This is a genomic window from Streptomyces phyllanthi, from assembly GCF_009377205.1.
In the GTDB taxonomy this organism is placed as follows: domain Bacteria; phylum Actinomycetota; class Actinomycetes; order Streptomycetales; family Streptomycetaceae; genus Streptomyces; species Streptomyces phyllanthi.
Genome location: NZ_VJZE01000251.1, coordinates 1 through 13,378 on the forward strand (window position 1 = coordinate 1; position 13,378 = coordinate 13,378).

Annotated in this window: 8 protein-coding genes and 1 rRNA gene; 5 read left to right on the forward strand and 4 right to left on the reverse strand. The window is 71.0% G+C overall.

From position 1 onward, the window contains the following. Nucleotides 1-887 (reverse strand): L-2-hydroxyglutarate oxidase (lhgO, locus tag FNH04_RS28555; RefSeq protein WP_407704140.1); only part of this gene is annotated, 887 nt, incomplete at its 3' end. A 185-nt stretch (nt 888-1,072) separates the two neighbouring features. Beyond that, nucleotides 1,073-2,497: an MFS transporter gene (locus FNH04_RS28560; RefSeq protein ID WP_152788664.1), complete on the reverse strand. Its 1,425-nt coding sequence runs from the start codon at nt 2,495-2,497 to the stop codon at nt 1,073-1,075. Nucleotides 2,498-3,327: 830 nt separating this feature from the next. Here FNH04_RS28560 and FNH04_RS28565 point away from each other — a divergent pair. Then, nucleotides 3,328-5,433 (forward strand): asparagine synthase-related protein, encoded by a 2,106-nt coding sequence (locus tag FNH04_RS28565; RefSeq protein ID WP_152788665.1) that lies wholly within the window; start codon nt 3,328-3,330, stop codon nt 5,431-5,433. Between the two features lie 202 nt (nt 5,434-5,635). Here the strand turns inward: FNH04_RS28565 and FNH04_RS28570 are convergent, their stop codons facing one another. Beyond that, the gene (locus FNH04_RS28570) at nt 5,636-6,400 is read right to left on the reverse strand and encodes a TetR/AcrR family transcriptional regulator (RefSeq protein WP_152788666.1); all 765 of its coding nucleotides are present in this window, start codon (nt 6,398-6,400) and stop codon (nt 5,636-5,638) included. A 415-nt stretch (nt 6,401-6,815) separates the two neighbouring features. Between FNH04_RS28570 and FNH04_RS28575 the strand changes: the two genes are divergently transcribed. Then, entirely contained in the window at nt 6,816-8,183 is a 1,368-nt protein-coding gene (locus FNH04_RS28575; RefSeq protein ID WP_152788667.1) for an NAD(P)/FAD-dependent oxidoreductase, read from the forward strand. A 342-nt stretch (nt 8,184-8,525) separates the two neighbouring features. Continuing rightward, nucleotides 8,526-10,235 carry an ATP-binding SpoIIE family protein phosphatase gene (locus FNH04_RS28580; RefSeq protein ID WP_322724100.1) on the forward strand — a complete coding sequence of 570 codons (1,710 nt, stop codon included), beginning with the start codon at nt 8,526-8,528 and terminating at the stop codon, nt 10,233-10,235. A gap of 470 nt (nt 10,236-10,705) precedes the next feature. Here FNH04_RS28580 and FNH04_RS28585 read toward each other — a convergent pair whose 3' ends face one another. After that, entirely contained in the window at nt 10,706-11,962 is a 1,257-nt protein-coding gene (locus FNH04_RS28585) for an MFS transporter (protein ID WP_152788668.1), read from the reverse strand. 158 nt (nt 11,963-12,120) lie between these two features. Here FNH04_RS28585 and FNH04_RS28590 point away from each other — a divergent pair, with 158 nt between their 5' ends. Both FNH04_RS28590 and FNH04_RS28600 read left to right on the forward strand, forming a co-directional pair. Continuing rightward, nucleotides 12,121-12,669: a MarR family winged helix-turn-helix transcriptional regulator gene (locus FNH04_RS28590; protein ID WP_152788669.1), complete on the forward strand. Its 549-nt coding sequence runs from the start codon at nt 12,121-12,123 to the stop codon at nt 12,667-12,669. A 593-nt stretch (nt 12,670-13,262) separates the two neighbouring features. Beyond that, nucleotides 13,263-13,378, forward strand: a 16S ribosomal RNA gene (locus FNH04_RS28600); the annotation flags it as partial.

Below are 13,378 nucleotides of genomic sequence, written 5' to 3' on the forward strand. Positions count from 1 at the left end.
TACCCCTCCCGGGCCAGCGCCGGCACCGCGTTGGGCCCGATGTGCACCCCCTCGTCGATCCCCCGCGTCAGATGCACCCCGAGGAACGGAAACGCCGGGTCCGGCACCGGATACACCAGCCCGTTCACCAGCTCGGGCCGCGCCAGCGAGTAGTACTCCCCCCGGAACGGCACGATCCGCACCCCGGGCTCGTCCCCCGCGAGCCGGGCGATCTCGTCGCAGTGCAGCCCGGCACAGTTGACGAGCACACGCGCGCGGACGACACCACCGTCCCCCAGTCGCACGGCGACCCCGAGCGCCGGACGCCGGTCGATCCGTACGACCTCCGCCCCGTACCGGATCTCCGCCCCCGAGGCATGCGCGAGCTGCCCCGCCACGCCCACGAAGTCACAGATCCCCGTGGTCCCGACATGGATGGCCGCAAGCCCCCGCACCTCCGGCTCGTACTCGGCGATCTGGGCGGCCCCCAGCTCACGCACCGGAATCCCGTTCTCCCGCCCGCGCTGGACGAGCGCGTGCAGCCGCGGCAACTCGTCCCGCTCCGTCGCGACGATCAGCTTTCCGGTGACGGCGTGCGCGATGCCGTACTCGGCGCAGAACTTGACCATCTCGGCGGCGCCCCGCACCGCGTACCGAGCCTTCAGGGAGCCCGGGCGGTAGTAGATCCCGCTGTGGATGACGCCGCTGTTCCGCCCCGTCTGGTGCCGTGCCGGGCCTGGCTCCTTCTCCAGCACCGTCACCCGCGTGCCCGGCGCGGCCCGTGTGATCGCGTACGCCGTCGACAGGCCGACGATCCCGCCACCGATCACCAGCACGTCACAGTCATACGAGATCCCGTACGCGCCCCGCTGCCGCACTCGCTCCACCTCCCGACTCCGATAGTGCACTGCGCCACTGACAGTGCGCTTAAACGCGGGGGCGGCATGGTGGGGCCGCAGGCCCCGAAAGGGGCGCGGGGCTGTGTCGACATGCGGGCTCCGCCGCGTGGGCGCGACAAGCCACCGACAACCCGCAGTCCCAAACCGAACAGCAACCCGGCAGACGCTCAGACACCCAGCCCCGAGCGGAGCGCCTACGCGGGAGCCATGAGCAACGGCCGAGCCCGCTCCCGCAACTCCACCACCCGCGGCTCGTCCCCATAGGGCTCCAGCCGGTGCAGCAGATCCCGCACGTACTCGGTGGTGCGGGCCGACGAGATGCGCCCGGCGACCTCCACCGCCCGCACCCCCTGCTCGCAGGCCGCGTCCAGGTTCCCCGACTCCAGTTCGGCGACCGCGGACACCACCAGGCGCAGCCCGTGCGAGCGCACGAACTCCTCCGTCGGCTTCGACAGCGCCTGCTCGGTGAAGCGGCGCACCTCGCGGGGCGCCTTGAGGTCGCGGTAGCACTCCGCCGCGTCGGCCGCGAAACGGTCGTACGAGTAGAAGCCGAGCCACGACGGGTCGTTGTCGCCGTCGCGGGCCCGCTCCAGCCAGCCCTCGGCCGCCTTCAGGGCCGCGCCGGCCGCGGGGGCGTCACCCGCGCGCGCGTGGGCACGCGCCTCGACGAGCCGGAAGAAGCTCATGGTGCGGGCGGTCGCCAGACCCCGGTTGCGCTCCAGGGCGGCCTGGGCGAGGTCCACGCCCTCGTCGCCGAAGCCGCGGTAGGTGGCCTGCAGCGACATCGACGCCAGGACGTAGCCCCCGAGGGGCACGTCGGCGGCCGCGCGCGCGAGTCTTAAGGCCTGGATGTAGTAGCGCTGGGCGGCCTCCTGCTGGCCCGTGTCGAAGGCCATCCAGCCGGCGAGGCGTGTGAGCTCCGCGGACGCCCCGAACAGGGCCCTGCCGACCTCGTCCGAGTACGAACCGAGCAGCAGCGGCGCCGCCTCCACGCGCAGGCACTCGGGCACCATGGACGAACGCCAGTCGCCGCCTCCGTACTTGGAGTCCCAGCGCCTGGCGTCCTCCGCGGCCTCGCGGAGCTTCTGTACATCGCTGTGGCCGACTTTCAGCGGTGCTCCCGAGCCTTCGGAGGGCCCCGGGTCGCGTGCCACCGAACTGTCGGCCGGGGTTATCAGCCACCGTGAGGCGGGCGTTGCGTATGCGCTCACCGCGAACGATCCGGCGAGCGACTGCCAGATGCCGCCTGCTCCGGCCCGGCGCCCCGCGAGGTCCAGCCGGTACAGCTCCGTCGCCGACTTCACGGCCTGACCGACGTCCCTGGGGAAGGCGAGGCCCACCTCGGGTGCGGGGTCCGCGTCGGCCAGACCGATCTCGTGGAGCGGCACCGGGCGGCCGAGCTTCTGGCCGATGGCGGCCGCGATGAGGTGCGGCGCGGCACCCTGCGGCACCATGCCCTTCGACACCCACCGCGCCACCGACGTCTTGTCGTAGCGAAGAGTCAACCCACGCTGGGCACCGAGATCGTTGACGCGCCGCGCGAGTCCCGCATTGCTGATTCCCGCGAGGGCGAGAACGGCGCCGAGCTTTTCGTTCGGCCCGCGTTGCTCCCTGGACATGCGCCACCCCTCGACACAGACGGCTGCCGCAGCGGCATAGGCACGCGGCATTCGTAAACCCAGCGTAGTTCGCCGGATCCCAAGCGTTAAGGGGCGAAAATCCGGATGGCGGGATTGTGGCCCGTACGCGAGTACGGACTGTCGCGGCGTGCTCCCGCTGTGTGGCCGTGCGCCCGTCCGTGCGCTCTTCTCCAGCCACGGGTGGAGCGCTTCGATGGGCGTGCGTGGGTCGGCCCGCTGTACTGGATCCAGTGGGCTGGGGGACACCGCCGCCTACATCCCCGCGGGCGGCGGAACGGTCCGGGGGGCGAACTCCGCCTCCCGGACTGCGCGTCGACTGTGCGTCGCGCAGGGCCTGTACGGAGCGTGCGCGAGTTTCGCCTCCGTCGGCCGATTTGGCCGAAAATCGACGGTGCCGCGCAAGGGGGATTACCGCTCCGACCACGCCTCTTGAGGGCGCGTTGGTGGTTTTTGGGGAGCGTTTTGGGGGCGCATTCGCGTCGCAGGATCATGCGCGAGGGCGCGCGGACCCCCAGGCCGAGCCGCCCTGTTCCTCCTTCCGTGTCTCCTTCCGTGTCTTCTTTCCGCGTCCCTTTTCCGCGCCGAGGCCGCAGCCACTCCGCGCCACTCGCCACCGCTCCGCCCGAAGCGGGCCCGGATCGGCGCATATGGGTTCGCAGGAGCGCATTCCGGGCTCTCAGGGGGAGTGCTTCACGGCGCATCGCCGTATGCACAAGCCTTCGCACAGGCCCCTCCGTGCGCTCCCTTCGTGGCAGCATGGTGACCGGTTCGTACGGTGCACTGGTTGTCCACAGCCTGTGGAGGCGTCGATGCGGTGGTTGGTGGGGTGGAGCAGTACCGCCGCTGCGGCGTCCGAAATCGGTCCCGGTTCCGCGGGCGCCACCGGATTCGACGGCGAAACCGTGCACCCGGTGGGCTCCCAGCTCCTGTGGGGCGATCCCGACCCGCTGTGGGCGGTCGGAGACTGGCGCCCCGACGAGGTGCGCATCCTGACGGCCGACGCGCAGACCCGGATCGCGGTCCTGGGCACCTGCGGAGCCAGTGACGAACAGCTGAGGGTCGGTCTCTTCGCCGCGCGCGGCGGGGCACTTCGCCATCTCACCGCCTGGTCCGGCAGTTACACGGCCATCGTCCAGGTCGGCCGCCGCGTCACGGTGTGCGGCGACCTCGCGGGCGCCCGCCCGGTCTTCCACACGCCCTGGGCGGGCGGCACGGCGTACGCGACCGCCGCGCTCCCGCTGGCCGACCTCATCGAGGCGAACCTGGACTTCGGGCATCTGGCCGCGCTGCTCGCCGCCCCCGACGTACCGGCCGCGCTGCACGACTCGACTCCGTACGACGGCGTACGACGCGTTCCGCCGGGGCATGCGCTGATCCTGCGCGCCGGGGCGCGCGAGATCGCCGGCTACGAGCCCGTGGCCTCACTCGCGGTCGCCGCACCGTCGGCAGACCCGGCGAGCGCGGTGGACGGCGTCCGGGACGCCCTCGTGGAGGCCGTACGCACACGCCTGGCCGCCCCCCGGCACGTCCCCGGAGCGGACATCGACCCCGGCCCGGTCCCCGGCATGGGCCCGGCGGAGCGACGGGCGGCCCGGGGCATGCCGGTACCGGGCATCGGCGCCGACCTGTCGGGGGGCCCCGCATCGGGCACCCTGGCCCTGCTCGCGGCCGGACTCCCGGGCGCGCCCGGAACGGTGCTCGGCCACGGCACAGGCGCGGGCGAGCGCCTTCTGGCCGTCACCTTCAACGACCTCGCCGTACCGGGCCGTGAGGCCGAACTGGAACGAGCGGGCACCCTGGCGGCCAACCCCCGCCTCCACCACGTGGTGGTCGCGGGCGGCGAGGAGGTCCTCCCGTACGCGGACCTGGAGGTCCCGCTGACGGACGAGCCGGGCCCGTCCCTGGTGTTCGCGGCAAGGCACCGCGCCCGCCTGGCCTCGGGCAGCGCGGACCACTTCACGGGCTACGGCGCGCGCCAGGTCCTGGACGCCCACCCCGCCCGCCTCGCCGACCTCCTGATGGACCGCAAGAGACGCCACCTGGTCCGCCCCGTCGCCGCACTGGCGAAGGCGGACAGCTCCGTCATGGTTCCCGCGCGCGTGTACGCGGCGGCGCGCAAACTGGCCCGCACCCCGTACCGCACGGGCGTCGAATCCCTCGCCGACCGCCTCCTCCAGAAGCGCTTCGAGGAACCCGGCGGCGCGGTCGGAGCCTCCCTCGCCGCGCTCACCTGGGCAAGACCGGGTCCGGCGGCGCGCTGGCTCACGGGCGAGGCACTGGCTGAAGTATCGATTCGCCTGGGGACCGCGACCAGCCGCCCGATCGTCAGCCCCGGCCAGCGCCCGGGCGACTTCCGCGCGCGTACGGCACTCGCCCGCCACGCCGCCGACCTCCGCGTCCTGGAACAGGCGGCCGAGATCCGCTTCCAGCGCCTGCACGCGCCCTTCCTCGACAACCAGGTCGTACGGGCCTGCCGCGCCCTCCCGGAGGCCCTGCGCGTCCAGCCGGGAGCCCGCGCGGCCATCCTCCGTACGGTCCTGGAGGGCGCCGGAGTCGCTGATCTCCCACCCGGCTGGGGCGCCCCCTCCCACGCGTCCTCGGCGGCCGCGGCCCGCACCGGCCTCCGTGTGGCGGCCGACTCCCTGGTGGTCCTCTTCGACACGCCGCTGCTCGCGCAGGCCGGCCTGGTGGAGGCGAGGGTGGTCCGCAAGGCACTGCGCGCGGCGGCGGACGGCGAACCCCTGCCCCTGGAGGGCCTCGCGGACCTGGTCTCCCTCGAACTGTGGCTCCGCCGCCTGCTCGACCGCCGGGGCACCTGCTGGACAGGCACGCCCGCCCGCCAGCGAGCGGTACCGGCCGGCATCACCCCGCAGCGCGGGGCACTCGGAGAGGGGGCGACGGCTCGCCGGGCATAAGCGGCAGCCGTTCACCCGCCCCAAGACGCTCCCGGAACGACCGACCAAGGCACGCACGCACACATACCGGCGCACGGCAGAAGCCGGGCGCCGGTACAGCTGCTCGTACGCCCCTGACTCAGGTCCGACACCACCCGTACGGGGAAGCCGCAACGGACATTCCCCGTACGGGAGCCAGCTCAACGGCGCCGGCGATCGACCGTCACGAGGGCCGCGACCGCAGCCCCTCCAGCAGGATGTCCAGCAGCCGCGCCGACGCGGCCGCCTGCTGCGCCGCATCCGGCAGCGAGGGCGCCGCCGTGGCGATGACCAGCAGAACGTCCGACACGGTGACGTCGCCCCGCAGCTCACCCGCCGCACGCGCCCGCTCCACGAGCTGCCCCACGACCTCGAGCAGCGCCGAGGCGCCCGCGTCGTCGTCGGCCGAGGCATCCCCGGACCCGGACACGAGCCGCAGCTCGCCGGCCGCCTGCGGGGACCGCTGCTGCGGCACCCGGGCCTGTTCCACGACGACCCCTTCGGGACCGTCCTCGGCGACCCCGACCCGCAGCACCTGCGGCGGCAGCAGCCGTCCCGCGCCCGAGGCCACCGACGTCCGCAGGAAGCGCGAGAGCGCCGACCACGGCTCGTCCTCCTGCCCGAGCGCCGCACGCGCCTGGTCGGTCAGCCGGGAGGTCTCCTCCTCGGCTATGCGCCGGACCAGGACGTCCTTGCTCGGGAAGCGCCGGTACACCGTGCCGACCCCGACCCGCGCGCGGCGGGCCACGTCCTCCATCGGCGCGCCGTATCCCAGCTCGCCGAAGACCTCACGCGCCGCGCGCAGCACGTGCTCCAGATTGCGCTGCGCGTCCACGCGCAGCGGGGCCGTACGCCCTTGGTCGCCGCGTCCGTTGCTCCCCGCCGCGCTCATCGCGCCGCCGGTCGCGACGGCCGACACGGAAGACCAATGAGAGTCCTGTATGTGCATACGTGTTCCCCCGGTAATGACGTCTCCCCCCGGAGACTCTCCCCGCCATCGAAAAGCCGGAGCGTGTGGAACGAGCGTGGTCCTTCGAACTCGAGCGGGCCCCGCTCGTCGCGAACCCGACGCGCCCGTGCTCGCGGACCCGTCGAGTGGCGCATCCCCCTACACCCCGTCGGAACACGAACATAGTTGAGTCGGAGTCAATTCAGAAGGGGCAGGTTCCGCACGGAGCGCCCCCCGATCGGAGTACGGACCGAATACGCCCCTTTTGCGCCCTCTACTGCTACCGATCTCACGCCATCTGACCTGCGGATCTTCCCCGTACTCGGGTAATTCGGCCAACCCTTCGGGCAGACAGTGTCCCGTCACACAAGTTGTCGGGCCTGTGGACAAACTCCAGCGTCGGGTGCGTCATGGGATGGTGAAGGAACGTGTGCGCATCCTTATCGTCGGCGGCGGCTACGTCGGGCTGTACACCGCTCTGCGTCTCCAGCGAAGGCTGAAACAGGAGCTGAAGAGCGGCGCGATCGAGATCGTGGTCGTCTCGCCCGACCCTTATATGACCTATCAGCCCTTCCTTCCCGAGGCCGCCGCGGGCTCCATCTCGCCGCGCCACGTCGTCGTGCCGCTGCGCCGCGTACTCGACCTGTGCAAGGTCGTCATCGGCGAGGCCACGGCGATCGACCACTCCAAGCGCACCGCGACGCTCACCACCCTCGCCACCGAGGAGGAGGGCGCGGGCGCGGAGCAGATCACCTACGACGAACTCGTCCTCGCCCCCGGCTCCGTCTCACGCACCCTCCCGGTCCCCGGCCTCGCCGACTACGGCATCGGGTTCAAGACCGTCGAGGAGGCCATCGGCCTGCGCAACCACGTCATCGAACAGATGGACATCGCCTCCTCCACCCGTGACCCCGCGATCCGCGACGCGGCTCTGACCTTCGTCTTCGTGGGCGGCGGCTACGCCGGCGTGGAAGCACTGGCCGAGCTGGAGGACATGGCCCGCTACGCCGCACGCTACTACCACAACGTCCAGCGCGAGGACATGAAGTGGATCCTCGTCGAGGCAACGGGCCGCATCCTGCCCGAGGTCGGCGAGGAGATGGGCCGCTACGCGGTCACCGAGCTGCGCCGCCGCAACATCGACGTACGCCTGGACACCCGGCTCGAATCCTGCGCCGACCGGGTCGCCGTCCTCAGCGACGGAGCGCGCTTCCCGAACCGTACGGTCGTATGGACCGCCGGAGTGAAACCGCACCCCATCCTCGCCGCGAGTGACCTACCGCTGAACGAGCGAGGCCGCCTGAAGTGCACCGAACGGCTGACCGTCGAGGGCGTCGAGCACGCGTGGTCCGCGGGCGACGCGGCCGCCGTCCCCGATGTCACCGCCGGAGAGCCCGGCAAGGAGTGCGCCCCCAACGCACAGCACGCCGTGCGCCAGGCCAAGGCCCTCGGCGACAACATCGTCCGCTCACTGCGCGGTGAGCCCCTGGAGGCGTACGCCCACAAGTACGCCGGCTCGGTCGCCTCCCTGGGGCTGCACAAGGGCGTCGCACACGTCTACGGACGCAAGCTGAAGGGCTACCCCGCCTGGTTCATGCACCGCGTCTACCACCTGAGCAGGGTCCCGACGTTCAACCGCAAGGCCCGTGTACTGGCCGAATGGACCCTGTCGGGACTCTTCAAGAGGGAGATCGTGTCCCTGGGCTCACTCGAACATCCCCGTGCGGAGTTCGAACTGGCGGCCGGTGGAAAACCTCCTCAGAACCCGAAGGGGTCGTCCTGACCGGATCCAGGAACTTCACCGGCCGGGCCGGCGTCTGACGGTTGTCGGCCCGGCCGGCCGGACTGCCAGACTGGTCCGGCACCTGGTCCGTTGACCTGGTTCACGGCCTCGGGCGGGCCGATCACCCCTGCGCACCCCACGAGACGTTCCCCAAGTGCTGCATCCACCGGGACACAGTTCTGGATAGCGTCTGCGACGCGGACCGGACCCCCGTCCGGAACCGGAGCCCACCCCCACGCACGACACGAGGCAAGGACTCGGTACTGCATCTCCCGGAGGTCACCCCCGGACCCCGGCCGATCCGGAACCGGCCCCCAGACAACAAGACGAGGCAAGGATTCGGTGAACTTCACCCGCTGGAGCCCCCGGCTCCCCGGAATGCAGCGCCGCCCCCCAGCGCGGACCGACATCACGGTCACTTCGGACCGGATGGGCGAAGGTTCCGTCCCCGCGGCCCGTGCCGAACAACCGGCCGATGGAACACCGGGCGCACCCGCCGTCGACGACCTGCCGACCCGCGAGATCCTCGACCGCATCCCGGCCCTCGTCGCCCTCGTGCACGGACCGGAACACCGGATCGCGTACGTCAACGACGCCTACGTGGCCGCCTTCGGCGTACGACCGGTCGGCGAGCCCGCCCGTGAGGCCCTGCCCGAGCTGGCGGAGCTCGGCCTGCTGCCGCTCCTCGACCAGGTGCTGCGCAGCTCCAAGCCCCGCACGGTCAAGTCCCGCAAGGCACCCGGCGGCCGTTCGTACACGATCACCTGCACGCCCGTCGACATCTCGGCCCTCCGGGCCACTCCCGGGGGACCCGCGGCGCCCATCAACCCCGACGGCAGACCGGCCGGAGGCGGGGTGCTCATCTTCGCCGCCGACGTCACCGACCACGCCGAGGCCGCCGAACGCCTGCGCGCCAGCGAACGCCGCCAGCGCGAAACAGCCGTCACCCTCCAGCGCTCCCTCCTCCCCCAGGAGTTGGAACAGCCCGACGACCTGCGTATCGCCGCCGTCTACCACCCCGGCGGCACAGAGGCCGCGGTCGGCGGCGACTGGTACGACGTCATCACCCTTGGCGGCGGCCGCACCGCCCTGGTCATCGGCGACGTCATGGGCAGGGGTGTACGGGCGGCGGCGGTCATGGGCCAACTCCGCACAGCGGTCCGCGCGTACGCCCGCCTCGACCTGCCCCCGCACGAGGTGCTCCAACTCCTCGACGGCCTCGCCACGGAGATCGACGCCAACCAGATCGCCACCTGCGCGTACGCCGTCCACGACCCCAACGAGGGCCGCCTTGTGTACGCGTCGGCGGGCCACCTGCCGATCCTGGTCCGCGACGAGAGCGGAATGGTCCTGCGCGCCGACGAACCCACCGGACCCCCGCTCGGCACGGGCGGCTGGATGCACGCCTCGGGCTCGGTCCCCCTCGGCCCCGGATCGACCGCAGTGCTCTACACGGACGGCCTGGTGGAACGGCGCAACGAGGACCTGGACGAGGGCATCGCGTCCCTGGAGCGCGCCCTCGCGGGCGCCACCGGTACCCCCCAGGTGATCTGCGACCGCCTGGTCCGCTCGGCGGGCGTCATGGCCGACCACGACGACGACGTCGCCGTCCTGGTCCTCCAGCACCCGGCCCGCACCGGCTCGGACAGCGAACTCTTCCGCAACGCCGCCCTGGAACTCCTCGGCGGCGTGGAAGCGGCCCCCCGCGCCCGCGCCTTCGCCTCCGGAGTCCTCACGAGCTGGCGCTTCCCTCCGGAACTGCACGACCTCGGCGTGCTGGCCGCCAGCGAACTGGTCGCCAACTCCCTCCAGCACGGCACCCCGCCCATGCGCCTGCGCCTGCGCCGCACCGACCGCCGTCTGATCGTCGAGGTCACCGACGGCGACGACCACCTCCCACGCCGCCGCCACGCCGAACCGGCCGACGAATCCGGCCGCGGCATCGCCATCGTCGCCACGATCGCCTCCGCCTGGGGCTGCCGCCGAGCCCCAGGCGGAGGCAAGGCGGTGTGGTGCGAGTTCGCCCTGCCAAAGGGAACCTCCAGCACCTGACCTCCTCGAACACAGCACGCCCCACACAACCCAGCCCTTCCGGCCCGAGAAGCAGGGGGCCGGCGACTGCCCCCAGAAACCGAGGCCAGAGCCAAGCAGGGGGCAACACCCCAACGACTCTCGCGCAGCACCCCTGCCGACCGGGGCCGGCACCCCCTACGAGTCCGAGACGGAGCCCCAAAGCGGGGCCAGGGCCGGAGCCCCGGAGGGGCAGGGGCAACAGCCCCGAGGAAGTCCGGGGCCGGAGCCCGGCATTCGGGAAGCCAGGGGGCGCAGCCACAGGAGGTGAAGGACCAAGTCAGCACAGCCCCCTTGACCTGTACGGGTCGAAGGAGCGGAGCCCTTGGCGATGGGCCGGGTAGCGGCGGACGGGGACGAGACTCCTCCTCCCTCGCCGCCCCCGCAGCCGACCGGCCGCCAGACACCTACGAACAGGACCCAGGCGACCCACCGCAGCGTTCGCACACGGCCTACGCCGCCAACGACTCCTTGGGCACCCCACCCCGGGCCACCACCCGGCTCCTTGCCTGCGACGGCTGGTTCTGTACGGGCGTGAGCCGTCGCCCCAGCCGTATCGCCAGCACGGATATCCCCAGCGAGAACAGCAGGAACGTCACGATGTACGCCGCGTGCAGCGAGGCCCCCATCGGTCCGCCCACCGCCGGCCCCACAGCCAGCGCGAGCTGCTTCACCAGAGCGAAGGCCGAGTTGTACTGACCGGCCATCCCCGCGGGTGCCAGGTCGGCCACCAGCGGAGCCACGGTTGGCGCCAGCATCGCCTCCCCCAGCCCGAACAGCGCGTACGTCGAGACGAACGCGGCCGTCGCCATGGCCTGGCTGCCGTGCCCGAGCCCCGCGTACCCGGCCACACCCCAGGCGACGGCCCATATGAGCCCGACCGCCGCGATCACCCGCGACCGCTTGCGCCGCTCGACGAACTTCAGGACTGCGAACTGGGCGACCACGATCACCGCGGTGTTCGCAGCCAGCGCCATACCCAGCGCGGACGTCGAGATCCCGGCCGCCTCGACCCCGTACGCACTCAGCCCCGACTCGAACTGCCCGTAGCAGGCGAAGAACAACACGAAACTCAGCACGCACAGCTGCACCATGGCCCGATTGCCCAGCAGCTGCTTCCAGCTTCCCTTGGCCGTTCCTGCCGGAAGACCCTCGACCCTCGGCGCGCGCGGTATCCGTATCGTCCCCATGACCACGACGAGCAGCAGGAACATGGCCGCCTCGATCGCGAACAGCAGCGTGAAGGAACCCGCGCGCGAGGGATCGACGAGATGGCCGCCTATGAGTCCGCCGACCCCGAGCCCGAGGTTCTGCAGGAAGAACTGCGTGGCGAACGCCCGGGACCGCGTCCCCGGGGCAGAGCAGTCGACGATCATCGTCGCGAGCGCCGGCTGCGTCACGGCTTGTCCCGCCCCGAGCGCGACCGCCGACAGCACCACCGCCAACGCACCGGACGCCACCCCCAGACTCAGCGCACCGACGGCGGCAGTCACCAGAGCGGCGAGCAACACCGGCAGCGGGCCCCACCGGACGATGGCCCGCCCGGCGAACGGCAGCACCATGAGAGCGGCCACGGCGAAGACGGCGAGCACAAGCCCCGCCGTCCCAGCACCGAGCTCCCGCACCTGAGCCACATACACGTACAGATACGGAACGGTGAAGCCGAGGCCGAACGCGCTGAGCGCGTTGCCCACATGAATCCGGCGCATCGCTGCGCCCACCCCCCTGATCACGCTCACCTGTCCTCACACACGAAGGGGTCAACCCTGAGAGGCTCAACCCAAAGACTTCGAACCTAAACTTCGAAGCTAAAGAGTACATAGCGAAGGACTTCGAGGGCAAGTGGCTGCGTGACATACTGCGGTCCATGGGCGACACCCCCGGCGTCAGCGAACCGGCACTCGAAGAGCAGATCGCTGCCTACCAGCGCGAGTTCAGGGATCTGGACCCCCAGGTCGAGAAGATCGTCTCGGCCCTGTCCCGGCTCAACCGCCGTATGAACGTCGCCTACGGCCGGCAGACCTCCGAGCTGGGTATCAGCAACGCCGAGTGGGAGGTTCTGAAGGCCCTGGTCCTCTCCGGTGCCCCATACCGCCTGGGCCCGAGCGACCTGGCGAAGCGCCTAGGCCTCACCCCGGCTGCCATGACCCACCGGATCGACCGCATGGTTGGGGAAGGCCTGGTTACCCGAGAACGCGATGAGTCCAATCGTGTCCGTGTCATCGTCGAACTCACTCCCGAGGGCCGCGAGAAGTGGCTGGCAGCCATGCGACTCGCCTCGGTCTTCGAGGAGGAGCTCCTTCAGGACCTGTCGCCGGCCGAGCGCGCAGTTCTGGGGGAGGTCCTCACCCGGCTCCTGCGACGGGTGGAGCACTCCCAGCCGGACGCGGGTGGCAGGCTCAGTGACCTGGACTGAGCGCCGCGGTGATGCCCGGAAGGTTTGACGTGGGGTCACCCGGGGGATGATTGACAGTCCGCTCCCTGGCCCGTAAGGTTCTTCGGGTTGCCACGGGACCGTAACGGTTCTTCGGCAGCACCTCCGCCGCAGAAGCGGCACTCAAACCATCAGCACGATCTCCCAACCGGGTCAATTTCGGCATGCCCGAATTTGATTCGAATGGGGACTCGGCGGCCCGATTGGGAATCGCCGAGGGAATCCGCTAAGGTTTGAGACGTCGGAACGGCCCAAGGGCCGGGAAGACAGCCGGAAGGCAAATCCCGCCGACTGGGAATCGGGCCCGAAAGGATCTGATAGAGTCGGAAACACCGAAGGGAAGCGCCCGGAGGAAAGCCGCGAGAGAGTCTCTCGGGTGAGTACGAAGGAAGCGTCCGTTCCTTGAGAACTCAACAGCGTGCCAAAAATCAACGCCAGATATGTTGATACCCCGTCTCCAGCATCAGCTGGGACGAGGTTCCTTTGAAGAAAACACAGCGAGGACGCTGTGAACCACTGGGTTATTCCTCTGGTGGTTCCGCTCTCGTGATGTGTCACCGGATTACCGGTAAACATTCACGGAGAGTTTGATCCTGGCTCAGGACGAACGCTGGCGGCGTGCTTAACACATGCAAGTCGAACGATGAAGCCCTTCGGGGTGGATTAGTGGCGAACGGGTGAGTAACACGTG